Origin of the sequence: Polaromonas sp. (assembly GCF_039930745.1) — a bacterium.
In the GTDB taxonomy this organism is placed as follows: Bacteria; Pseudomonadota; Gammaproteobacteria; order Burkholderiales; family Burkholderiaceae_C; genus Polaromonas.
The window spans coordinates 1-22890 of the sequence record NZ_JBDTTH010000067.1; the positions used below are offsets into that span (position 1 = coordinate 1).

Annotated in this window: 22 protein-coding genes and 2 pseudogenes; 16 read left to right on the forward strand and 8 right to left on the reverse strand. The window is 64.8% G+C overall.

Going from position 1 to position 22890, the window contains the following annotated elements; translation table 11 throughout:
- Positions 1-512: 512 nt before the first annotated feature.
- The gene (trxA, locus tag ABI660_RS17175) at positions 513-1412 is read right to left on the reverse strand and encodes a thioredoxin (protein WP_348070364.1); all 900 of its coding nucleotides are present in this window, start codon (positions 1410-1412) and stop codon (positions 513-515) included.
- A gap of 179 nt (positions 1413-1591) precedes the next feature.
- Here trxA and purE point away from each other — a divergent pair, with 179 nt between their 5' ends.
- From purE to ABI660_RS17190, 3 genes are read left to right on the forward strand one after another with little or no spacing between them, the layout of a single operon-like run.
- The gene (purE, locus tag ABI660_RS17180; protein WP_348070322.1) at positions 1592-2101 is read left to right on the forward strand and encodes a 5-(carboxyamino)imidazole ribonucleotide mutase; all 510 of its coding nucleotides are present in this window, start codon (positions 1592-1594) and stop codon (positions 2099-2101) included.
- A 7-nt stretch (positions 2102-2108) separates the two neighbouring features.
- A complete protein-coding gene (locus ABI660_RS17185; RefSeq protein ID WP_348070324.1) occupies positions 2109-3332 on the forward strand; it encodes a 5-(carboxyamino)imidazole ribonucleotide synthase in 1224 nt (407 codons plus the stop codon).
- Positions 3329-4321 (forward strand): L-threonylcarbamoyladenylate synthase, encoded by a 993-nt coding sequence (locus ABI660_RS17190; protein ID WP_348070326.1) that lies wholly within the window; start codon positions 3329-3331, stop codon positions 4319-4321. The genes ABI660_RS17185 and ABI660_RS17190 overlap by 4 nt, the downstream gene beginning before the upstream one ends.
- A 6-nt stretch (positions 4322-4327) precedes the next feature.
- Here the strand turns inward: ABI660_RS17190 and ABI660_RS17195 are convergent, their stop codons facing one another.
- Both ABI660_RS17195 and ABI660_RS17200 read right to left on the reverse strand, forming a co-directional pair.
- Positions 4328-5317 carry a tripartite tricarboxylate transporter substrate binding protein gene (locus ABI660_RS17195; RefSeq protein ID WP_348070328.1) on the reverse strand — a complete coding sequence of 330 codons (990 nt, stop codon included), beginning with the start codon at positions 5315-5317 and terminating at the stop codon, positions 4328-4330.
- Between the two features lie 60 nt (positions 5318-5377).
- Positions 5378-6769, reverse strand: a complete 1392-nt coding sequence (locus ABI660_RS17200) for a M20 family metallopeptidase (RefSeq protein WP_348070330.1) — start codon at positions 6767-6769, stop codon at positions 5378-5380.
- Between the two features lie 122 nt (positions 6770-6891).
- Here ABI660_RS17200 and ABI660_RS17205 point away from each other — a divergent pair, with 122 nt between their 5' ends.
- Together ABI660_RS17205 and ABI660_RS17210 are read left to right on the forward strand one after the other, a co-directional pair.
- A complete protein-coding gene (locus tag ABI660_RS17205; RefSeq protein ID WP_348070332.1) occupies positions 6892-7812 on the forward strand; it encodes a LysR family transcriptional regulator in 921 nt (306 codons plus the stop codon).
- Between the two features lie 149 nt (positions 7813-7961).
- Positions 7962-8813 (forward strand): ATP-binding protein, encoded by an 852-nt coding sequence (locus tag ABI660_RS17210; RefSeq protein WP_348070334.1) that lies wholly within the window; start codon positions 7962-7964, stop codon positions 8811-8813.
- Here the strand turns inward: ABI660_RS17210 and ABI660_RS17215 are convergent.
- On the reverse strand, positions 8810-9085 hold the full coding sequence (locus ABI660_RS17215; RefSeq protein ID WP_348070336.1) for a SemiSWEET transporter: 276 nt from the start codon (positions 9083-9085) through the stop codon (positions 8810-8812). The two genes, ABI660_RS17210 and ABI660_RS17215, sit on opposite strands and share 4 nt — an antisense overlap.
- A 50-nt stretch (positions 9086-9135) precedes the next feature.
- Positions 9136-10629 (reverse strand): D-alanyl-D-alanine carboxypeptidase/D-alanyl-D-alanine-endopeptidase, encoded by a 1494-nt coding sequence (gene dacB / locus ABI660_RS17220; protein ID WP_348070338.1) that lies wholly within the window; start codon positions 10627-10629, stop codon positions 9136-9138.
- Between the two features lie 53 nt (positions 10630-10682).
- On the opposite strand from dacB, the gene ABI660_RS17225 reads away from it, so the two are divergent.
- Genes ABI660_RS17225 through ABI660_RS17240 form a run of 4 tightly spaced genes read left to right on the forward strand, consistent with a single transcriptional unit; the run spans position 10683 to position 13870 of the window.
- Positions 10683-11702, forward strand: a complete 1020-nt coding sequence (locus tag ABI660_RS17225; protein ID WP_348070340.1) for a DMT family transporter — start codon at positions 10683-10685, stop codon at positions 11700-11702.
- Between the two features lie 7 nt (positions 11703-11709).
- Complete coding sequence (gene tsaB, locus ABI660_RS17230; RefSeq protein ID WP_348070342.1) at positions 11710-12438, forward strand: tRNA (adenosine(37)-N6)-threonylcarbamoyltransferase complex dimerization subunit type 1 TsaB; 729 nt, start codon at positions 11710-11712, stop codon at positions 12436-12438.
- 6 nt (positions 12439-12444) lie between these two features.
- Positions 12445-12924 (forward strand): ribosomal protein S18-alanine N-acetyltransferase, encoded by a 480-nt coding sequence (rimI, locus tag ABI660_RS17235; RefSeq protein ID WP_348070344.1) that lies wholly within the window; start codon positions 12445-12447, stop codon positions 12922-12924.
- A gap of 10 nt (positions 12925-12934) precedes the next feature.
- Positions 12935-13870, forward strand: coding sequence for a uracil-DNA glycosylase (locus ABI660_RS17240; protein WP_348070346.1), 936 nt, complete (start codon positions 12935-12937; stop codon positions 13868-13870).
- 127 nt (positions 13871-13997) lie between these two features.
- Here the strand turns inward: ABI660_RS17240 and ABI660_RS17245 are convergent, their stop codons facing one another.
- Positions 13998-14882, reverse strand: a complete 885-nt coding sequence (locus ABI660_RS17245; protein ID WP_348070348.1) for a DMT family transporter — start codon at positions 14880-14882, stop codon at positions 13998-14000.
- Between the two features lie 280 nt (positions 14883-15162).
- On the opposite strand from ABI660_RS17245, the gene pyrF reads away from it, so the two are divergent.
- The 4 genes from pyrF to ABI660_RS17265 all read left to right on the forward strand — a co-directional run bounded on the left by pyrF (position 15163) and on the right by ABI660_RS17265 (position 18974).
- A complete protein-coding gene (gene pyrF / locus ABI660_RS17250) occupies positions 15163-15987 on the forward strand; it encodes an orotidine-5'-phosphate decarboxylase (RefSeq protein ID WP_348070350.1) in 825 nt (274 codons plus the stop codon).
- Between the two features lie 32 nt (positions 15988-16019).
- Positions 16020-16919 (forward strand): LysR family transcriptional regulator, encoded by a 900-nt coding sequence (locus ABI660_RS17255; protein WP_348070352.1) that lies wholly within the window; start codon positions 16020-16022, stop codon positions 16917-16919.
- Positions 16920-17020: 101 nt separating this feature from the next.
- The gene (locus tag ABI660_RS17260) at positions 17021-18004 is read left to right on the forward strand and encodes a tripartite tricarboxylate transporter substrate binding protein (protein ID WP_348070354.1); all 984 of its coding nucleotides are present in this window, start codon (positions 17021-17023) and stop codon (positions 18002-18004) included.
- On the forward strand, positions 17997-18974 hold the full coding sequence (locus tag ABI660_RS17265) for a succinylglutamate desuccinylase/aspartoacylase family protein (RefSeq protein ID WP_348070356.1): 978 nt from the start codon (positions 17997-17999) through the stop codon (positions 18972-18974). Before ABI660_RS17260 ends, ABI660_RS17265 begins: the two co-directional genes overlap by 8 nt.
- 111 nt (positions 18975-19085) lie before the next feature.
- Here ABI660_RS17265 and ABI660_RS17270 read toward each other — a convergent pair.
- A pseudogene (locus ABI660_RS17270) lies at positions 19086-19190 on the reverse strand (NAD(P)-dependent oxidoreductase); the annotation flags it as partial.
- Positions 19191-19297: 107 nt separating this feature from the next.
- Positions 19298-20209 (reverse strand): LysR substrate-binding domain-containing protein, encoded by a 912-nt coding sequence (locus ABI660_RS17275; protein ID WP_348070358.1) that lies wholly within the window; start codon positions 20207-20209, stop codon positions 19298-19300.
- Between the two features lie 96 nt (positions 20210-20305).
- On the opposite strand from ABI660_RS17275, the gene ABI660_RS17280 reads away from it, so the two are divergent.
- The 3 genes and pseudogenes from ABI660_RS17280 to ABI660_RS17290 all read left to right on the forward strand — a co-directional run.
- The gene (locus ABI660_RS17280; protein ID WP_348070360.1) at positions 20306-21271 is read left to right on the forward strand and encodes a tripartite tricarboxylate transporter substrate binding protein; all 966 of its coding nucleotides are present in this window, start codon (positions 20306-20308) and stop codon (positions 21269-21271) included.
- Between the two features lie 38 nt (positions 21272-21309).
- Positions 21310-22551, forward strand: coding sequence for an alpha-hydroxy acid oxidase (locus tag ABI660_RS17285; protein ID WP_348070362.1), 1242 nt, complete (start codon positions 21310-21312; stop codon positions 22549-22551).
- Positions 22538-22890: pseudogene (locus ABI660_RS17290) on the forward strand (RraA family protein); the annotation flags it as partial. The gene ABI660_RS17285 and the pseudogene ABI660_RS17290, both read left to right, overlap by 14 nt.

Consider the following 22890-nt stretch of genomic DNA (forward strand, 5'->3'; position numbering starts at 1 on the left):
TACGCTCAGACAATCGCTCGCCCTGATCCGGCTGGACCTGCGCTCCTCGGCGCAGTCAGAAGGGGTGGGGAAGAATTCGGGAGCGCATCGGGCTCCGGCGAGGTCGCGCTTTGCGCGTCCTCGCCTCCCCGCATTGGTATTGGTATTGGTTTTAGGCCCCCGTTCCTCCCAACCCGTCGGGCTGGGCCGAGGAGCGCAGGCAAAAGCGGATCAGGGCTCGCGATTGTCTGAGGCGAAGCCGAGTTCGAGCGAGACCCCGCTTTTGTCGAGCACCGCAGGTTGCCCGTAGCGAAGCGCAAGGACCCAGACCATCGGGTCGCCTTTCTTTTGGGTACTTTTCTTTGGCGAAGCAAAGACAAAGTGCCTCGCCCGCCGGGGCGAGACCCGGCTTGCAAGAAGACCCACAGCCGTGCAAGCTTGCACAGGCTTCGACAAGCTCAGCCCGAACGGGGTTGGAGGATTGCACGCATGGATCCCGGATCAAGTCCGGGATGACTCGCCAAGAAGGGGAGTCAGCTCAACACAACACTGCTCAATCGGCGCCGGTAAGTCGCCACAACAGGATCATCCGGCGGGATCTGCCCATCCGCGACCTTGACCTTGGGCGGCTCGATGATTTCAAGGATGGACACAAAGGTCTTGCGTGCCAGTTCCTCGTTCCAGGACTTGTCGCGCATCAAAATTTCAAGCAGCTCGTCCATCGCCGGCACCCAGCGCTGCTGGCTCATGTGCCACTGCGCCAACGCGTAGCGCGTGTCGAAATCCCGCTTGTTGGCCGCAAGTTTTGTATCAAATTCGGCTTTAGCCCTTGCTGCATCCGCGTGAACAGCTCCTGATTCGATAGCGTTGAACCAGTGCTGCAGGGCTTCCAGCTTGCGGACCACCTGCGCCTTGCTGGCTACCGGCGCAAAAGCGGTTTTGGCGTGTTCGAGCTGGCCGTGCTGCAGCAGCAGCCGGATGTAGTCAAACCTGGCGTTGTCATTGGCCGGGTCGGTGGCGACGGCCGCCTGCAGTTTTTCCAGCACAGCGGCCGGGCTGGTGTCTTCCGGCTCGGCGATTTCTTCCTCGGCAGGAGGCAGCTCTTCGGCGGGCGGCAGGTGTTTGTCGAGAAACTCCTTGACCTTGCCTTCCGGCAGCGCGCCGGCAAAACCATCAACTGGCTGGCCGTTCATCATCAATATGCAGGTCGGGATGCTGCGAATGCCGAAAGCGGCACCCAGCTGCTGCTCCTGGTCGGAATCGATTTTCACCAGCTTGAAGCGTCCGGCGTAGGCGATCTCCACCTTTTCCAGAATCGGTCCGAGCGACTTGCAGGGGCCGCACCAGGGCGCCCAGAAATCAATCAGCACGGGGGTGGTCATGGAAGCCGCAACGACTTCCTCTTCAAAATTGGCAATGGTGACGTCGATCATGGTGCTGGGCAAATAGGGGTGGATCAGGGAGTTTTCAACAGGCAAGCGTGCGCCGCGCAGGGACGATAGCACGCGGCGCGGGGCTCTGTGCCGCAGTGCAGGCCCCCCAGACCGTAAAATCGCCGCTGGCATCGAACGATTGGCGGCATAGACGGCATAGATGGCCCGGAAGGCAACACATGACAACAACACAAGATCAACAAGCGCCGCTGATAGGCGTGGTGATGGGCTCCAGTAGCGACTGGACCACCATGCAGCACGCCGTGCAGATCCTCCAGCAGTTCGGCGTGGCGCATGAAGCGCGTGTGGTCTCGGCTCACCGCATGCCCGACGAGCTGTTTGCCTATGCCGAACAGGCTGCCGGACGCGGGCTGCGGGCCATCATTGCCGGTGCCGGGGGCGCTGCACACCTGCCTGGTATGCTGGCCGCCAAAACCGCGGTGCCCATTTTGGGTGTGCCGGTGGCCAGCAACCACCTGCAGGGTGTCGATTCGCTGCACAGCATTGTGCAAATGCCCAAAGGCGTGCCGGTCGCGACCTTCGCCATCGGCAACGCTGGTGCGGCCAACGCCGCGCTGTTCGCAGTGGCCATGTTGGCCACCCATGACAAAACGCTGGCGGACAAGCTGCAGGCTTTCCGCGCCGAACAGACCGCCGCCGCGCGCGCCATGACCCTTCCTCCCGTGTGATCCCAGGATGAGTTTTTTGCCGATTTTTCCGGGTTCTGTTGATGCCGTGGGCCAGCCCGCCACCTTGGGAGTGATGGGCGGCGGCCAGCTCGGCCGCATGTTTGTGCAGGCCGCGCAACGCCTTGGCTACTTCACCGCCGTGCTGGACCCGGACCCGCAAAGCCCCGCGGGTTGCGTCAGCCACCACCATATCCAGACCGGCTACAGCGACGCTGGCGGCCTGAAGCAGCTCGCTTCGCTGTGCGCCGCCGTCACCACCGAATTTGAAAACGTGCCGGCCGATGCCCTGCAGGCGCTGGCCATCAGCCGGCCGGTCGCGCCAGGCGCTGCGGCCGTGGCGATTGCGCAAAACCGCATCGAGGAAAAAGCCCATTTCACGGCCAGCGCCGGTGTGGCGGGCGTGACTTGCGCGCCCTACGCCGTCATCGCAACGCCGGCGCAGCTCGCTGCCGTGCCGACCGGCCTGCTGCCCGGCATCCTGAAAACCGCGCGCATGGGTTACGACGGCAAGGGGCAGGTGCGCGTTGCCAACATGGCCGAGCTTGCGGTGGCGTGGGCCGATTTGAAGGGCGTGCCTTGCGTGCTGGAAAAGCTGCTGCCGCTGAAGGCCGAGTGCTCGGTCATCGTCGCGCGCGGCTGGGACGGCGCCATCACCGGCTTTGCGCCGCAGTACAACGTGCACGTCGGCGGCATCCTCGCTGTCACCGCGGCTTATGAAGGAAATATGCCTCCAGCCCTTGCACTACGGGCGCGAGCAGCTACTGAATCAATAGCAAGCCACATTGGCTACGTCGGCGTGCTGTGCGTGGAATTTTTTGTGATCGACGACGGTAGCGCCGACGGCGCGCTGGTCGTCAACGAGATGGCGCCGCGCCCGCACAACAGCGGCCACTACACGCTGGACGCCTGCGATGTCTCGCAGTTTGACCTGCAGGTGCATGCCATGGCGGGCTTGCCGTTGCCTGCACCGCGCCAGCACTCGCCGGCGATCATGCTCAACCTGCTGGGCGATGTGTGGTTCGATGCCGCCAGCCGGCCCCGCACACCCGATTGGCAGGCCGTGCTGGCCCTGCCCGGCACCCACCTGCATTTGTACGGCAAGCTCGAAGCGCGCGCCGGCCGCAAGATGGGCCATCTGACCATCACCGGCGCTGACGTGGCGGGCGTGCAGGCTACTGCACGACAAGCCGCGCGCGTACTGGGCCTGCCTGGCCTGGACCCCTTGGGATGATTCGCGACGGCCATGACCCCGCGGCGATTGCCGAGGCGGCCCGGGTGATCCAGTTCGGCGGGCTGGTCGGCTTTGCCACCGAAACGGTGTATGGCCTGGGCGCCGACGCCTCCAGCGACCAGGCCGTGGCCGGCATCTTCGCCGCCAAGGGCCGGCCGAGTGACCACCCGCTGATTGTTCACGTGGCCGAGCCTGCGCAGGTGAGCGACTATGCCGCCAGCGTGCCACTCTTTGCCAGCCGCCTGATGCAGGCCTTCTGGCCCGGACCCTTGACGGTGATTTTGCCGCGCAAACCCGGCATTGCTGCTGCAGCGGCCGGTGGGCAGGACTCGATCGGCCTGCGCTGCCCCGCGCACACGGTGGCGCGTGCCTTGCTCAAGGCTTGTCTGGACTTGGGAACAAAAGGCGTGGCCGCACCCAGCGCCAACCGCTTCGGCCGGGTCAGCCCGACCACCGCGGAACATGTCGCCGAAGAATTCGGCGACAGCCTGCTGGTGCTCGACGGCGGTCCGTGCGAAGTCGGCATCGAGTCCAGCATCGTCGACTGCACACGCAGTCGCCCGGTGCTGCTGCGCCCCGGTGTGCTCACGCGCGCGCAGCTGGAAGCCGCCTGCGGCGAGCCGGTGCTGAGCAACGAGGAATTCATGGGCGCCAATGCGCCGCGCGCTTCCGGCACACTGGAGTCGCACTACGCGCCCAACGCCAAGGTCCGGCTGATGGACGCCGGTGCCATCCAGACCGCGCTCGACCTGCTCGGCCCTGAGGCCGCGCACATCGCGGTGTATGCGCGGGCGATTGTCCGCATCCAATCGACGCAGGTGTTGTACCGCCGCATGCCTGACGACGCTGCCGCCGCGGCGCAGCAGCTTTTTTCCGTGCTGCGCAGTTTCGACGCGCAGGGAGTCAAGCTGATCTGGATTGAACACCCGCCCGTCGATCCGGCCTGGGATGGCGTGCGCGACCGGCTGGTCCGGGCCGCTGCGAGTTGACGGCCGTCAGTCCAGGCTGATGCCTGCGCGCGCAACCAGGGCCCGGTAGCGCGCAATTTCCGAGTCCATCACTTCGCGCAGGGCCTGGGGTCCCAGCATGGCGGGCTCCATGGATTGCAGCATCAGTTTTTTCCGGACCTCGGGTTCGGCCATCACCGCGCCCAGGGTTGCCAGCAGCTTGTCGCGTGCCGGGGCAGCCATGGCCGGCGGCCCCGCCATCGCGTACCAGGCTTCCAGCAGCGCGGAAGACAGCTGCAGTTCCCCGTAGGCCGGCACGTTGGGCATCAGTGTGGAGCGCTTTTCGCTGATCACCGCCAAAACCCGCAGCTTGCCCGACTGCAGCAGCGGGTTCACCGCGGCCATGGTGTCTATGCCCAGGTCCACGTCGCCGCGTGCCACGCCAATGCTGGCTTCGGCGCTTCCCTTGTAGGGGATGGGCGAGAGCTGGGTGCCGGTGGCATAAGCCAGCAATTCGCCGGCCAGGTGCGGTGCGGAACCCGTGCCGAAGGTGGTGTAGGTCACCGATTTCGGCCGGGCGGCCGCCTTGGCCGTTACGTCTTTGAGCGTTTTGTGCGGCCCGCTGGCCGAAGTGACCAGCACCAGTGGCGCCCGCGCCACCAGCGCCAGGGGCGAGAGCTGTTTGTAGGGGTCGTAGCCCAGTTTGCGGCGCACGGCCGGGTTGACCGTGTAGCTGCTTGAACCCGAAAACAGCAGGGTGTGGCCATCCGGGTCCGCGGCACTGACGGTCACCACGCCAATGGCGGTGGATGCGCCGGGTTTGTTGTCAATCACCACCGGCTGCCCCAGCCGCGCCGCCAGGCGTTCGGCAATGATGCGCGCCGCGAAGTCGGTGCCGCCGCCGGACGGAAAGGGCACCACCAGCCGGATCGGCTTGCTGGGCCAGGCGGGCTGCGCCTGAACCGCGGGCCAAGCGGCGGTCGCGGCAAATGTGGCGGCTACGGTGCGAAGGGCTGAACGCCGCGAGGGGTGAGGCATGGATGCTCCCGAAAGAGTGGTGAAGTGAAGGAGGGGAGAAAGAAAAAAAGCGTTGACCGGTCAATGCCAGGGCAGGCCCCGGGCTTCGCCCAGGTCCCAATACAGGCCGCCCATGATCTGCAGCCCCTCGCGTGCCACATCGGCCAGCAGGTGTTCGTTGGGCGCATGCTGGGCGCAAGCCGGGTAGGAGTGCGGTACCCACAAGGTGGGCAGGCCCAGGCCGTCGGCAAACACATCGTTGGGGAGCGAGCCCGCCAGATTGGGCAGCAGGGTGACCGGGCGCTGCGTGCTCGCCGCCATCGATTTCAAAGCCCAGGCGACCCACGGGTTGTCCAGGGGCAGCCGGGTGGCCGGCGCGCCGAAGGTGACTTCGATCTGCACCATCGCAAAGCCGTGGGCATCAAGGTGCGCACGCACGATTTTTTTGAGATCCTGCCACGGCGTGCCGACCACGAACCGGAGCTGGCAGAAAGCGGTGGCGCTGGCAGGAATCGCATTGATGGGCCGTTGCGGCGAGCCTGACCCCATGGCCAGGATTTCCAGCGTGTTCCAGCCCACCAGCTTTTCGATGGGCGTGAGCCCGGGCTCGCCCCAATCCGGATCGACCTCAGGGTCGTCCTCGCCATCCGCCACAGTAATGCCGTGCAGGGCCTGCCGCATTTCATCGGACAAGGCTTTGGGCCGCAGGCCTTCCACCAGCAGCCGCCCCTTGGCATTCACCAGGCAGGCCAGCGCGTGTGACAGCACGATGGCCGGATTGGCCAGCACACCGCCCCAATTGCCGGAGTGGTAGGCGCGCTCCCGGCTTTTAACCTGCAGCTGGAAATTGACGCCGCCGCGTGAGCCGAGGAACAGGGTGGGCCGGTCCGCCGACACACGCGGGCCGTCGCAGGCAATCAGCAGGTTTGCGCGCAAGGCCTCGCGCTGGCGTGTGCAAAATTCGGCCAGTCCTGGCGAGCCGGCCTCTTCGCCCATTTCCAGCAGCCAGGTCACGTTGTAGCCCAGCTGGCCGCCTCGCGCGCGCAACGTGTGCTCCAGGGCGGCGAGGTTGATGCTGTGCTGCCCCTTGTTGTCAGCCGTGCCGCGTCCGTACCAGCGCTGCCCTTCAACCTTGAGCCGCCAGGGGTCCAGCCCCTCGCGCCACTGGGTGCTCTGCCCGTTGACCACATCGCCGTGGCCGTAAGTCAGCACGGTGGGCAAGGACGGGTCCTCGACACGGCGAGCGATCAGAAAAGGCCCGCCGCGCGGGTCCGGGTTGGCGCTGACCTCGCAGGAGAACCCCATGCGGGTCAGTGCCGGCACCATTTCTTCATGCAGGTAGCCGGCGAGTACCTCGCCGGGAGGGCCGGCATCGCTTTCGGTGCGCCAGGCGATGCGGCGGCCCAAGTCGCTTTCAAAGCCGCCGTTGTCGAAATAGCCAGTCAGTGATTGGAGCAGTTGCGCGCGTGTCATGCCGTGAAAGCCCTCCGTCCGGCACATGCCAGACCATTGCCAAAATTGTATGAATCAAATTTTCAATTCACAATATTAGAATTGGCAAGGGCTCTTGCCTTTTTCGCAACCGGGACCAATCGATGTCGCTTCCCCTGCTTTCCACCGCCACCCGCTACTTCATGGAAGTGGCCCGCACTGGCTCGGTCAGCGAAGCGGCCGGTCAGGTGCATGTGGCCGCTTCGGCTGTGAGCCGGCAGGTGGCCAAGCTCGAGAGCAGCCTGGGCTGCGTGTTATTCGACCGGCAGGCGCGCGGCATGGTGCTGACCGAGGCCGGCGAGCGCCTGGCGGCTTATGTGCGCATGGCCGAGCAGGAAACCGAGCGCGTGGCGCAAGAGCTGCGCGGGCTGGACTCACAGCGCACCAGCCGCATTCACGTGGCCTGCACCGAAGGTTTTGCCGCCGGTTTCATGCCGGGAGCGATGGTGTCCTTCCATGCGCGCCACCCGCAGACCAGCATCTTCCTGCAGGTTGGCTCCTCGGACGAAGTGAGCCGCTGCCTGCTGCGCGGAGAAGCCGACATCGGTCTGAAGTTTGCGGTGGCGCCTGAGCATGGCCTGCAGATAGAGCTCAACTGCGCCGCGCCCATCATGGTGCTGGTTGCTGCCTCGCATGCGCTGGCCCGGCGCCGGCGCCTGTCGATTGCGGATGTCGTGCGCCACCCCATCGCGCTGCCCGCAGCCGGCACCACGGTGCGGCAGGCCTTTGACCTGTGCTGCAGTCTGCAGGGCCTGCAGTATCAGGCGATTTATTCCGGCAACTATGCGGCCCTGCTGGCGCTGGCGGCCACCGGCGAAGTGCTGACACTGTCGAGCTACCTGAGCGCAGCACATCTGGTCGCGGCCGGCACGCTGGTGGCTGTGCCGGTAGCGGAGCCTCTGCTGGAGCAGCGCAGCCTGCAGATCTTGTCGCTGCAGGCGCGCTCGCTAACTGCGCCGGTGCGAAGCTTTGTGGATCATCTGGTGGCCGCCGTTGCTGCCGGTCAGTACGGCAGGAAGGCTTGAGCTGGTGCGCGGCCGGCATGGGGTCGCTCAGCTTGACGGCCAACTCGCCTGCAGTGCATAGTGGACTTGGCCGCGCCGGCCCTAAAGGACCTTGATGACATTCGCGTTGAACTTGACAAGCCGCCGGGCACCGGCAGCCAGGGGCTGAGATGGCGGCCTCTTCCGAATCCCTCACCATCAGCGCCCTGCCTGCCATGGCCGCGCTGCTGCAGAAAATACGTGCGGGCAGCGATGCTGCCGCGGCAGAGCAGGAAATCCTGCGCATCACCAGCCTTCTCGAAGACGAGCTGAACCAGCGCACAGCCGAAGTGGTGGCCGCCAACAAGGAGCTGGAGAATTTTTCCTATTCGGTCTCGCATGATTTGCGCGCGCCGCTGAGCACCATCGACGGCTTCAGCCGCCTGCTGGAAGGTGCGGTGGCCAGCGGCAATGCAGAGCGCGGCAAGCACTATCTGCAGCGCATACGCCTGGGCGTCGGCAATATCAACGAGCTGATCGCCGCTTTGCTGGCCGTCTCGCGCTTGCTGCGCGCGCCCATGGCCGTGCAGGCGGTGGACCTGGGTGCGCTGGCGCAGGGCGCCTTTGCCGCGCTGCAGGAGGCCGATCCTGCGCGTGCGGCGCACATCGAGGTGCAGCCGGCGCTCATCGCGCAGGGGGACCCGGCACTGCTCAAGCAGCTGGTCGATCATCTGGCCGGCAATGCCTGGAAATTCACCTCGAAAAAAGAACGCGCGGCCATTGCCGTCGGCAGCCAGGCCGCGGCGGACGGCGAGATGGTTTATTTCTTCAAAGACAACGGCGCGGGTTTTGACATGGCCCATGCCGAAAAATTGTTCGGCATCTTCCAGCGCATGCATGTGTCGTCGGATTTTCCGGGCATCGGTGCCGGCCTGAGCACCGTGCAGCGCATCGTCATGCGGCATGGCGGCAAGGTATGGGCCGAAGCCGTGCCCGAGCAGGGTGCGACGATTTATTTCACGCTGGGAAGCGGCGCCGCCTAGGCGTCAGGCGCGGGCTGCCCATACCTGCGCTTCATCAGCAGGATGGCCAGCGCCAGGGCCAGCGTGACGGCATTGGCTGCGACGATGGGCCAGGCACGCAGGGCGAGGCCGTAGCCCAGCCACAAGGTCACACCCAGCGTGAACACACCGTACATGCCGGCGGAGATGCCGCTGACATCTTTCGTCTTGAAGGTGTGCCAGGCCTGCGGTATGAAGCTCAGCGTGGTCAGGCAGGCGGCGCTGTAGCCGAGAAGATCAATCCAGTCGTTCATTGTTTTATGGAAGCTTGTTGCTTGTGTTGGACGGCGGCGCCCATGGCGCCTCAGCGTTCCTGCACGGCCCACTGGATCAGAGCGTCCAGTGCCGGGCGGGCGGCGCCTGCATTCGGGTGGTTGATGATGCCGACGACGATGTAGCGTGTGCCGCCCGCACCATTGGCATACCCGGCCACTGCGGTCACGTCGCGCAGCGAGCCGGTTTTCATGAAAGCCTGTCCGGTGACCGCCTTGGCGCGCTCGCGCATGGTGGCGTCCACGCCGGCTACCGGCAGCGAGTCGACAAAGTCCTGCGCCACGCGGCTTTGCGCGGCAACCTGCAGCATGGCGGCCAGGCTGGCTGCGCTGATGCGCTCGATGCGGCTCAGGCCGGAGCCGTTGTCCATCACCGGAGCATCATGCCGCGGCAGTGTCTTTTTCCACCAAATGGCCAGCGCGGCTCGGCCGGCTTCAGGCGTGCCCTGCGGGTTGTCGCCGGGCTGGGCATGGCGCCCCAGCGTGAGGAACAGGTGCTGGGCCATCACGTTGTTGGAGAATTTGTTGACGTCGCGCACGATGTCGCGCAGCGGCAGCGAGGGTGTGTCCAGCCGCAGCGGCGCTTTTTCGCCGGACAGCGTGCCCCGGGTGCGCAGCGTCACCAGCTCGGCGGCGCTTGCATCGCGCACCTTGCCGGTCAGCAGGCCGCCCAGCGCGCGCCACGAGCCTTCGATGGCTCGTGCCGCAAAAGTGGCGGGTTCGGCGTAGGCCATGGGCCAGACCCGTTCGCCGCAGGCCGACGAGTAGCTGCCGGCAAACTGGATGCGGTTGGGGTTGTCCAGGCTGGTCTGCAGCTCGCTGCGCCAGTCGCCGCAGCGGGCCACGCGGGCCAGCGGCACGCTGTCATCGACCATCAGGCCGGCCATGGGCGGCTCGGTATGCACCAGCGCGCGGCCGCTGGCCAGGTCGGGCGTGAAACGCAGCACCAGCGACTTGAAGTTGATCAGCAGCGCATCCGGCTGCGCGTTGTAGGGCCGCAGCGGCTCGCCGTCGAATTCGCCGGCATCCGCCGTTGCTGCCTGGAAGGCGCTGCGGTCCAGCACGATGTCGCCGCGTATCACCTTCACGCCGCTGGCTTGCACCTGTGCCAGCAGTGCCTGCAGGCGCTCCACCACCATTTTCGGGTCGCCGCCGCCGCGCACCACCAGGTTGCCGCTCAGCAGGCCGTCCGACAGACTGCCGTCCATCAGCACGCGGGTGTTCCAGGTGTAGGCCGGCCCCAGCACATCAAGCGCCGCATAGGTGGTCACCAGTTTCATGACAGAGGCCGGATTCATCGGCACCGAGCTGCGGTAGTCCAGGCGCGGCGGCTGTTTGCCGGAGGCGTCCATCACCAGCAGGGTGACGGCCTCGACGGGTACCTGCGCGCGCGCCAACGCCTTGGCAACGACGGGGGGCAGCGCCGGTTTGGGCGCGCGCGGCGTTTTCTGGGCCAGCGCCCAGCCAGGAGCCAGGCCAAGTGCTGCTACGGCAGCCAGCCGGAAAAAGAGGGGAAGACGGAGCATGGCTGATTATCCGTGTTGCCCCGGGGCCAGCGGCTTGACCGGATAATCCCCCCATGCGTTTTTCTCCCAAGACGGTGGGCGTGCTTGCCGCCATCGTGACCGTCACCATCTGGACCTCCTTCATCGTGATTGCACGCGCCACCGCGCACCGCAGCCTCACGCCGCTGGACATCAGCCTGCTGCGTTTTACCGGTGCGGCGCTGGTGTTGCTGCCCTGGGGCGCCTGGCTGGTCTGGCGGCGTGCGCGCGACGCCGGCACCGCGCTGGCACCGCCCAGCTGGCTGGGCCTCTCGCCGCTGGGCTTCAGGCTGACTGCGCTGATTGGCCTGGTGGGCGGCGTCGGTTACGCCTGCCTGGCCTACAGCGGCTTTTATTTCGCGCCGGCTGCGCATGCCTCGGTGCTGCTGCCCGGCACCCTGCCGCTGAGCACCACGCTGATGGCCGTGTTGATCCTGAAAGACCGCGTGACACCGGTGCGCGCCATCGGCCTGGGCCTGATCTTCCTGGGCGATGTGATGGTAGGTGGCGCCAGCCTGCTGCGTGCCTGGGTTGAGCCCGACAGCCAGGTCTGGAAAGGCGATTTGCTGTTCCTGGGCGCCTCCACCTGCTGGGCCGTGTATTCAGTGCTGGTGCGCAAGCATGCGCTGCAGGCGGTGCAGGCCACCATTGCCATCAGCGTGTTTGCGTTTGTGAGCTATGCGCCGGTCTACAGCCTGCTGGCGCTCTCGGGCGCCGTCGCCACCCGGCTGGCCAGCGCGCCCTGGAGCGAGATTGTTTTCCAGATGGTGTTCCAGGGTGTGGGCTCGGTCGTGATTTCGGGCATCACCTTTACCAAGATGGTCCAGTCCTTCGGTCCGGTGCGCTCGACCATGATCACCGCCGTGGTGCCTGGTCTGTCGGCCCTGGGCGCGGTGATTTTCCTCGGCGAGCCGCTCTACTGGAACCTGCTGGCCGGGCTGGCGCTGGTCACCCTGGGTATTGTGTTCGGGGTGCGAGCGCAAGCCAGGCGGGCTACGGAACCCGCTCCTGATTTGATAGCTGGTAGCGCAGGTGTCACAAGGGCTAAGGGCTGAAATGGCTATGAAACTCCTTGCCTTTGACACCAGCACCGACAGCATGTCGATTGCCGTCAGCGACGGCAGCCGTGCCTGGCAGCACACCGGCCCGGGCGCCGCGCAGGCTTCCGCCACATTGATTCCTGCGATTCTCGAGCTGCTGGGCCAGGCGGGCCTCACGCTGGCCGGGCTGGACGCGCTGGTGTTCGGCCGCGGACCGGGCTCCTTCACCGGTTTGCGCACGGCGTGTTCGGTGGCGCAGGGGCTCGCGCTGGGCGCGCGCTTGCCGGTGTTGCCGATGGATACGCTGATGGCGGTGGCCGAAGAGGCCCGCTTCCAGCATCAGGACCCGCAAGCGGCAACCAACCTGCAGGTGACGGCACTGCTCGATGCGCGCATGGACGAGATGTATGTGCAGCGTTTCTCCTGCACTGGCGGCCGCTGGACTTCGCTGGCCGACTGCACCCTGATACGCCCGGAAAACCTGCAGCCCGATCCGACAGACAGCCTGCTGGCCGGCAATGTTTTCGGCGTCTACGCGGCGCGCCTGCCGGTGTTTCCGGACAGCCTGCCGCGCCTCACCGCGTTGCCGACGGCCACGGCCTTGTTGCGCCTGGCGCCTGCGTTGCTGGCCGCCGGCCACGGCGTTCCGGCCAGCCAGGCGCTGCCGCTGTACATCCGCGACAAGGTTGCCCTGACCACGGAGGAGCGTGCCCGTGCCAAGGCCGGCAGCGTCCCGGCGGCCGGTCGATAATGACGCATGAGCGCTGTTCTCGAACCTCTGGAAGCCCAATTCGAAGCCATGACCGAGTCATGGTTCGAGGCGGTGCTGCAGGTCGAGCAAAGTGCCTATGCACATCCGTGGACGCAAGGCAATTTCAGCGACTCGCTCAAGGCCGGTTACCAGGCGCTGGTGCTGACCGGTGGCAGCGGGCCGAATGCGGAACTGCTGGGTTATTTCGTGGCCATGAAAGGCGTGGACGAGGTGCACCTGCTCAATATCACGGTGGCGCCGGCGCACCAGCGCCAGGGATGGGCCCGCGTGATGCTTGATGCGCTGGCGCTGTGGTCGCGCGGCCAGGGCGCGCAGTGGCTCTGGCTGGAAGTGCGCCTGAGCAACGGCCGGGCCAAGACGGTTTACGAGCGTTACGGTTTTCGCCATGTCGGCACCCGTCGCCAGTATTACCCTGCCGCGAACGCGGGGCGCGAAGACGCGGTGGTCATGAGCTTGGCATTGTGAAGGCGCCGCGATGAGCCTGGACCTGGACAAACGCCAACGCGCCATGTTGCGCGAAATGGGTGTGCGCATCTGGCAACCACTGGCGCCCGCTGCAGATATTGCGCTGGCGGACGATGCTACTAATAAGATGGCTGTTGGTGCCCGTGTGGAAAGGGCTGAAACCAGATTTGATGCTGAAGCGGCACCGGTGCGCAGCGCGCCGGCAGAGATCGTTTCCCTACCCGCCGCGCGCCCGGTACTTGCGCCGATACGTGCGCCTGCGTCGCAGCCAGCGCCGGGCCTGCAGCCGCGTCCGGCGGGTGTGGACCGGATGGACTGGCCCGCCCTGCAGGCTGCAGTGGCCGGCTGCCGCGCCTGTGCCCTGTGCGAAAGCCGCAAAAACACGGTGTTTGGCGTCGGACCGACGGTAGCCGACAGTGCCGCGCCCCAGGTCGACTGGCTCATCGTCGGTGAAGCACCTGGCGAAAACGAAGACATTGCCGGTGAGCCCTTTGTCGGCCAGGCCGGCAAGCTGCTCGACAATATGCTGCTGGCCGTGAGCCTGCAGCGCGGAAGCGATGACACCTTGCCGCGTGCCGGTGTCTCCAAAAACGTGTTCATCACCAATGTGCTCAAGTGCCGACCGCCGGCCAACCGCAACCCGGAGCCGGCGGAAGTTGCACAGTGCGAGCCTTACCTGAAGCGCCAGGTCGAGCTGCTGCAGCCCAAAATGATTCTGGCGCTGGGCAAGTTTGCGGCCCAGTCGCTGCTGCAGGACAGTGTGCCCGATGTGCAGAAAATCCCGCTGGGCAAGTTGCGCGGCCAGGTGCACAGCTACCTCGGCGTGCCGGTGGTGGTCAGCTACCACCCGGCTTATTTGCTGCGCAGCCTGGGTGACAAGGCCAAGGCCTGGGATGACCTCTGCCTGGCCATGAGTGTGGCCCCCGCGGTCGTTCGCTCCGCGTAACTACCTGCCTCCACGCTTGTCGCTTCGCGTACTGCGTTGCCCCCCGAGGGGGCCGCTGCGCCTGCGGACTGGCAGAGCCAGATCCGCGGCCCTTGCTGGTATGAAGAGAGTGCCTACGCTGTACCGCTCACTTGGCTGCTGACCGCGCCGGCGCCAGCACTGACGCAATCGCCACCACCATCAGCACCACGGCGGCCCAGTCCTGCCAGTGCAGCACCTCGCCCAGCCCCAGTGCGCCGGAGAACACGCCGAGTATGGGAATCATCATCACGCTGAGGGTGGAGGCGATGGGCGGCAGGCTGCGCGCCAGGAAAAACCAGGCGGCGTGGGCAAAGCCGAAAATGATCACGGCGTTGTAAAGAATCGAGACCCAGCTCACGGCCGAAGGTGCTTTCCACTGCGGCATCTCGAAGATTGCGCTCAAGCCCGTCATCACCACCGCCGTCATCACCGTCATCCAGAAGGAAATCGTCAGCGTGGCCACCGGCATGGTGGTGTTGCGCAGTTTCTGCGTACCGACGGCCCAGGTGGCCGCGGCCGCGAGTGCGCACAACACTCCAATGGGCCGGCCCGAGAGGTTGGTCAGCTCGTGCCACAGCAGCAGCGACACGCCCAGCGCGGCTGCCGCCACGCCCAGCCAGCTGCGGCGCTGGAGCTGGTTGCCGAAGAACCAGGCGCCGAACAGCGCCGAAAAAATCGGCATGGTGTAGCCCAGAATGGCGGCGCGCCCGCTGCTGAGGTTTTTCACCGCCAGGATGATCAGGCCGTGCCAGATAAACATATTGCTCACGCCCAGCCAGAACAGCTCGCGGTATTTATCGCGCGGCACAAAAAATGGCACCTTCATCACCACCAGCGCCAGGCCCAGCACCGGAACGCCCAGCCAGATCGACAGCGCGCGAAAAGTCAGCGGCGGAAAGTCGGCAACGCCGAGTTTCATGATCGGCCAGTTGATGCCCCACGCCAGCGTGAGCAGGACCAGCAGGATGAGTTGGCGTTTGGAGAGTTGCATGCGCGAAAGCGGAAGGTGAAAGGTGCCGCTATTGTCCTGCAGCGAGGAAACCGGTTGCGCTCTTCAACCAGGCAGGGGCCGCGGGTTCGGCTCTGCCTGCCCGTTGGCGCAGGAGCTCCCCCGGGGATGCAGAGTAGATCCAAGCAGCGAGCGACCGTAGGGGGCAGGTCTTGTCAAGCAGGGGCTGTGGATCTGGCTCTGCCAGTCCGCAGGCGCAGCGCCCCCCCCGGGGGGCAGGGAGCTACACGAAGTGAGCGACCGTGGGGGCTTAAAATGCCCCATGACTTTTCTCGAGATGCTGGGCGCGGCAGAGCGCCAGAACCAATCGATGCTGTGCGTGGGCCTGGACCCGGATCCCACGAAGTTTCCCGGCAAGCTCAAGGGTGACGCGAACAAGATCTACGACTTCTGCGCGGCCATCGTGGACGCCACCGCCGACCTGTCGATTGCTTTCAAGCCGCAGATTGCCTACTTTGCCGCGTACCGTGCCGAAGGCCAGCTCGAACGCCTGATGGAACACATGCGCCGCGTTGCACCCCAGGTGCCCATCATCCTGGACGCCAAACGCGGCGACATCGGCAGCACCGCCGAACAGTACGCCATCGAAGCCTTTGAGCGTTACGGTGCCGACGCGGTGACGCTTTCGCCCTTCATGGGGTTTGATTCCGTGGCGCCTTACCTCAAGCACGAAGGCAAGGGCGCCTTCCTTCTGTGCCGCACTTCCAACCCCGGCGGTGATGACCTGCAGAACCAGCGCCTGGCCTCCATTGAGGGTCAGCCCCTGCTTTACGAACATGTGGCCCGGCTTGCGCAGGGCCTCTGGAACCTCAACGGCCAGCTCGGTTTGGTGGTGGGTGCCACCTACCCGGCGGAGATCGAACGTGTGCGTGCCGTGGCACCGACCCTGCCGCTGTTGATTCCCGGCGTGGGCGCGCAGGGCGGCGATGCTGTGGCCACGGTGAAAGCCGGCTGGCGGCCCGGCGCGCCCATCATCGTCAACTCATCACGCTCCATCATTTACGCGTCGTCGGGTGACGACTTCGCCGAAGCCGCGCGGCGTGAGGCCATCCGGACGCGGGACGTGCTGCACGCCGCGCGGGGCTGAAGCCCGGCTAGTAAATCCGGGAGTCAGGCCCCATGCAACTCAAATGGCTGGAAGATTTTGTTGCATTGGCGCAGACGCGCAATTTCAGCCGTGCAGCGGAGCTGCGCAATGTCACCCATCCGGCTTTTGGCCGGCGCATCAAGACGCTGGAAACCTGGGCCGGCACGGCCCTGATTGAGCGGGGCAGCAGCCCGGTGACATTGACAGCGGCTGGCGCCAGTCTGCTGGACAACGCCCAGCAAATGATGCGCAACCTGGGCCATGCCCGCGAGGAGTTGCTGGGCGCAGCCGGCCGGCAGGAAGGCGTTGTGACGCTGGCGACCGGACGCACCTTGGCGCGTACCCTGGTCGCCGACTGGCTGGTCAAACTGCAGCCTGTGCTGTTGCGGGCCCAAGGTGAATTTCGCATCCTGACGCGCGCCTTGTCGGAGACGGCTCAACTGTTGGAACGCGGTGACGCCGATTTCATGCTGACCTATCACCACCCCTTACTGGCGCTCCGGCTCAATGCCAGGCAGTACATTCACCTGACCCTGGGGCAGGACCGGCTGGTTCCGGTCACGCGCGCCAACGCGCACGGTCAGGGTACGCACGAATTCAAACCCGGCAGCCCGACGCCTTATCTGGCTTACGCCGGGACGCTGGCCCTGAGCCGGCTTGTGGAAGACCACCTCGCCAACAATTCGCGGGCGCCCGAGCTGCATCGCGTTGTGGAGTGCGACTCAGCCGATGCCTTGATTGAGTACGTGCTCAAGGGCCTGGGTGTGGCCTGGGTACCGTGGTCAATGGCGGCCGGCGCAGTCAAAGCCGGACAGCTGACACCAGTGGGCGACAAACGGCTGGAGATACGCTTTGAAGCGCGCATCTACCGCGCCAAGCACCGGCTCAGCCCGCTGGCTGAAAATATCTGGCGCAGGTTTGAGGCTGGATAAATGATGACTTGGCTAAAAAAGCACGGTACTGTGCTTTAACGGCACGGATCGCGAATGGGTGGTCCCGAGAATGGGCTCACCATTACACCCAAGGATCTGCCATGGCCATTTTGAATCTCCTGCGTTGCGCTGCCGTCCTGAGCAGCCTGGCGCTGCTGGTGCCTGCTCCCGCAGCGGCCCAGACCGACAGCTATCCCAACAAACCCATCACCATCGTGATCGGCTACCCGCCTGGCGGCAGTACCGATTTGACGGGCCGGACGCTGGCGAATGAGCTGGCCAAGCGCCTGGGTGTACCGGTGGTGATCGAGAACGTGGGTGGCGCAGGGGGGGTGATTGGGGCGCAAAAGGTGGTCAGCGCTATGCCTGACGGCTACACCCTGCTGGTAGGGGCCAACAACGAAATCGCGATCAGCCGGCTGGTTTCTCCCGCGGTGAAATACCAGACCAAGGACTTCACGCCGATTGGCCTGATCGCCTCGCAACCCATGGTGCTGGTGGCCTCGCAGAAGTCTGGCGTCAAGACCGTGGAACAGTTCCTCAGCCTGGTTAAAAAGAACCCCGGCAAGTTCAGCTACGGCAGCTCCGGCGTGGGCACAGCCTTGCATCTGGCGGGCGAGATGGTCAAGGAAAAAGACGGCCTGTTCATGACCCACATTCCCTACCGTGGCGTAGCACCCCTGGCCAATGACTTGCTGGGCAACAACATTGACTTCGGCGTGTTTGTCTTGTCCAGCGGCCTGCCGCATATCCGCAGCGGCAAAGTGACTGCGCTGGGCATCACGGAGGCCAAGCGTTCGCCCGTCGCGTCCGATATTGCCCCTCTGGCGGACCATCCCAAGCTCAAGGGGGTGGACATCGGCGTGTGGTTTGCGCTGATGGGTCCAGCCAAGTTGTCCGAGCCTGTGCGGGCGCGGCTCAAAAAAGCATTCGATGAAGCCATGCAATCGCCCGAGTTGCGCAAGAAACTGGAAGACAGCGGCTCCACGGTGGCGCCGCTCAATATCGATATGCCCCAGTTTCTCAATGCAGAGACAGCCAAGTACAAAAAAGTTGTTGACCACGCCAAGATCACGAATGACTGACGCTGCCGCTTTTGAACTGCAGGTGCCCGACATTTCCGCCTGGCGGGCCGGCAACAGCGGGGTGGAAGGGGTCTGGCACTTTGACTCCGGGCAGGCCGGGCGCTGCGTGATGATCAGTGCGCTGGTGCACGGCAATGAGCTGTGCGGGGCCTGGGCGCTCAAGGGCTTGCTGGAAGCCGGGTTGCGGCCGCAGCGAGGCCGGCTGCTCCTGGCCTTTTGCAATCTGGTGGCCTTTGACCGGTTTGACCCCACCAAGCACGATGCCTCGCGTTTTGTTGACGAAGACATGAATCGCCAATGGCAGCCCGACCGCATGGCCACGGGCAATACGCTGGAACGCCGCAGGGCGGCAGAACTCAGGCCTTTTCTTGAGCAGGCCGACTGGCTGCTCGACCTGCATTCCATGCACGAACGCGCGGCTCCCTTGCTGCTGGCCGGCATGCAGCCGCGCAACCTTGAGTTGGCCCGGCGCCTGCGTGCGCCAGAACACGTGGTGGTGGACGCCGGGCACAAAGACGGTGTGCGCATGCGCGACTTCGGCCGTTTTGGTGAAATGAATCCGGAAGGCGGGGACGCCGCGACATGCTCGCTCCTGCTGGAAAGCGGCTTTCATGGCGACCTGAGCAGTCGCGTGGTGGCGCAAGACATGTGCGTGCGCTTCTTGCAGGCTGCCGGCACGCTGGACACAGAAACCCTGCAGCACGCCCTGCCAGGCTGGCAGCAAAGTGATGCGCCGCACCAATGGGTTCTGGAAGTCACCGGCCCGGTGGTGGCGCGCAGCGACCGGTTTCGCTTTACCCATGCTTTCCAGGGGCTGGAATTGATAGAGCACGCCGGCACCGTGATTGGCTGGAACGATAGCGAGCCTGTGACCACGCCTTACGACGACTGCGTGCTCGTGATGCCTTCGGTGCGCCAGGCGCGTGCTGGTGTCAGCGTGGTGAGGTTCGCGCGCCGCCGGCCTTTGTGAGGGGCTTTCCTGCAGCGCAGCCGGATTCGGGCAAACGCTGCAGCGGATCGATTTGCTATGTTTTCAGTAGCTGTCGGCGCCCAAATTTAAAGGGCTTGAGCCCGATTTGATTCAGTGAGCTACGGTAAACCGCCTCTGCACATGCCGCGGCGTCTCGATTTCATCAACAATCGCCACAGCCAGGTCGGCCACTGAAATGCCCGCCGGCTGGTCGCCCTGGCTGGGCAATAGGTCGTTGGCGCGGCCGCAGCGCGGCAACTCGGCATGACGCCTTCGGTCATGAGCCAGCACCTGCGGTTGCATGAAATTGCCCAGGCTTCCAATTACTGGGCGGCGGAACGAGGTGAGCGCAATGAATGTTCCGCCCCCAAGAGATCCACAAGCCGCAATGCCGCAGCGGAAAGATAGCTCTTGTCGCGGTAAGTCACCACCAGCCGCCTCAGCATCGTCGTCTCCTTCAAGGGAACCTCCTTCAGCCCCGAGCGCCCGACCTTGGGTCCGAGATGGTGGCGCGAGATGAAGCTCAGAAGTCCGGTTTCGGCGATCAGGGTCGGCAGCATGAGTAACATCGTGCTTTCGACCTGTACTTGCGGGCGCGACAGTCGGCGCCGATCGAAAGTGTGGTCGAGCCAGTCGCGAGTGGGTGCGCCTGGAGGCTGCAGCGCCCAACGGTACTGAGTCAAGTCCTTGAGGGTAGGTTGGCCCTTGAACACGGGGTGGTTTGCGCTGGCCGCGACCACGATCGCATCTTCGGCCAACAGCTTTGAAACCATGCCCGGCTCGGCCTGGGTCTCCGTTCCGACCACGAGATCGAGTTCGCCTTGGCGCAGCAGCGGCTTTAGTGCCTCGACCAGGCCCACAACCGTGCGCAAGGTGACATCCGGCCCCTCCTGCAGCAACTGGCGGGCGGCCGCAGGCAACAGGAACTGCGCGGCAGTCGGCACGATGCCGATACGGACGTGCCCGGCAAGGCCAGCTCCGATGGCGGCAATTTCAAGCTTCGCACCCTCCATGTCAGAGCGCACGCGCTGAGCCCACTTGAGCAGCACTTTGCCTGCCGCGGTCAGTCGAATTCCGCGTCCGGCGCGCTCGAAGAGGGGGAAGCCGCAGTCTTCTTCCAACCGACGGATGCTGGTGGTCAGTGCTGGCTGTGTGCGATGAAGCTTCTGTGCCGCTCTTCCGACATGTAGCAATTCGGCAATTGTCTCGAAGTAGCGTAGATCACGGAGATCCATTGCAAAAGTCCAATTTATGAAATTGAAGAAATTATCAATTGGACGGAAGATTAGCAGCAATTGATACTGAAGGCATAAAAACTCAGGAGACAACTCATGTACATTCGCCACTTTCTGTTGGCGTTGGTCGCTTGCACCGCTTGCACCGGCTTATTCGCTCAAACTTGGCCTTCCAAGCCCATCCGCCTCGTCGTCCCCTTCACTGCGGGAGGCGGCACCGACGCCATCGGCCGGGAAGTGACACAGAAGATCACGGATGCCACCAAGTGGGTCTTCATCGTCGACAACAAACCCGGTGTCGGTGGCAACATCGGCGTCGACAACGTCGCCAAGTCGCCTGCAGACGGCTACAGCCTCGTGCTCGGCCAGACCAGCAACCTCGCGATCAATCCCAGCCTCTACCGCAAGCTGTCGTACGATCCGGTCAAGGACCTGACGCCGATCTCTATGGTGGCAAGCTCTCCGTTGGCGCTGGTGGTGTCGGCGAATTCGCCCTACAAAACGCTGACCGAACTCGTTGCCGCCGCCAAGGCCAAGCCCGGCGAGATCAACTTCGCCACTTCCGGCAACGGCACCGTCGGCCACCTGGCCATGGAATTGTTCCAGAAGCAAGCCGGCATCAAGCTCACGCACATTCCCTACAAGGGCGCCTCGCAGGCTGCGATCGACGTGATTGGCGGTCAGGTCCAAATCCACGTCTCCTCCATCCCGACCCTGATCGGAAACGTCAAAAGCGGAAAGACGCGCGCCCTGGCCGTGACGTCCCTCAAGCGTGTGGATGACTTGCCGGAAGTGCCCACCGTCGCCGAGTCCGGCTACAAGGGATTCGAAGCGGTCACGTGGTTCGGCGTGCTCGGCCCGGCCAAGTTGCCCAAGGACATCACCGCGCGGCTGAACATTGAAATCAACAAGGCGCTGCGCACGCCCGAGCTACGGAAGAAGTTGGGCGACCAGGGCGCCGATGTGGCCGGCAGCACGCCGGAGCAATTCGGCAAGCTGGTCCGCGACGAGATCGCCCGCTGGGGCAAGGTCGTCAAGGAATCTGGCGCCACGGCCGACTGATCCGCTTCTCCGTGCCGAGTCTTTGGTGGAATAGTCAAATGGACGAGAAGCCTGTCCCGCAACAACCGCCGCGTGATGCCGAGCTGAAACGCTTCCTGTCGCTGGCAGACTTCGAAGCGGCAGCACGTCGCCACCTTCCCCGTCCACTGTATGCGTACCTTTCAGGCGCAGCTGAGGACAACGTTTCGCTGCGCGACAATCGCGCTGCCTTCTCCGAGTTCGGCTTCATCACGCGCGTGCTGCGCAACGTCTCCGCACGCACGCAGGCCGTCACGCTCTTCGGCAGAACGTACGCTTCGCCGTTCGGCATTGCGCCGATGGGGATCAGTGCGTTGACGGCCTACAACGGCGATCTGGTGTTGGCCCGGGCGGCAGCTGCTGCGTGCGTGCCGATGATCATGAGCGGGTCATCGCTGATTCCGCTCGAGGAAGTGGTGGCGGCGACCCCGGGAACCTGGTTCCAGGCCTACCTGCCCGGAGAGGTACCGAAGATCGAGGCGCTGATCGAGCGGGTTGACCGCGCCGGTGTCGAGACACTTGTGCTCACCGTGGACACGGCGGTGCTTGCCAACCGCGAGAACAATGTGCGCGCCGGTTTTTCCACGCCGCTCAAACCCAGCCTGCGCTTGGCATGGGAGGGACTGACCCACCCCCGTTGGCTGTTGGGCACCGCCGCCCGCACTCTGCTTGAGCGCGGCATGCCGCATTTTGAGAACTCGTACGCGACCCGCGGCGCGCCAATTCTTTCGACGCGGGCGGTGCGCGACTTTGGCGCGAAGGACCACCTGAACTGGGAACACCTTGCCCTGATCCGGCGGCTTTGGAAACGGACGCTGGTCGTGAAGGGCATCATGAGCCACGAGGATGCGCGCATCGCTCGCGAGACGGGAGCGGACGGCATCATCGTGTCGAACCATGGTGGCCGGCAGCTCGACGGAGCCGTGTCACCACTGCGGGTGCTGCCTGGCATCGTGCAAGCGCTTGGCTCCGACTTTCCCGTCATGATGGACAGCGGCGTGCGCCGGGGGACGGACGTGTTGAAGGCACTGGCGCTAGGCGCCAAGTTCGTCCTCGTGGGCCGCCCGTTCGGCTATGCAGCTGCGGTTGCCGGCGAGGCAGGTGTACGTCACGCCATCCGCATTCTTTCCGACGAAGTGCAGCGCGACCTCGGCTTGCTCGGTCTGACCTCCATCCAGGAACTGTGCCGCGAGCAGTTGCTCGCGTTGCCCGTTCTTCTGAATCCCACACCATCAACTAACAACACATATGACTTTGCCTGACATCATCCGCACGTTCGACCGAGTCCCGGCGGCGATCGTGCAACAAGCTTCCAGGTACCAAGCCGCGATCCTTGCCGATGTCGCTGGCAGGCGCGGCGCCCTTCATGGGCGTATTCAAGCGCTCCGTCCGTACATGAAGGTTGTGGGAACCGCCTTCACCGTGGACGTACGTCCCGGCGACAACCTGATGATTCATGCCGCCATATCGCTGGCTCAGCCTGGAGACGTGCTGGTGATCGACGGAAAGGGCGACCAGACCGCAGCCCTGATGGGCACCATCATGATGACCGCGTGCCAGAAACTGGGCATCGCCGGCGTTGTGATCGACGGCGCAGTGCG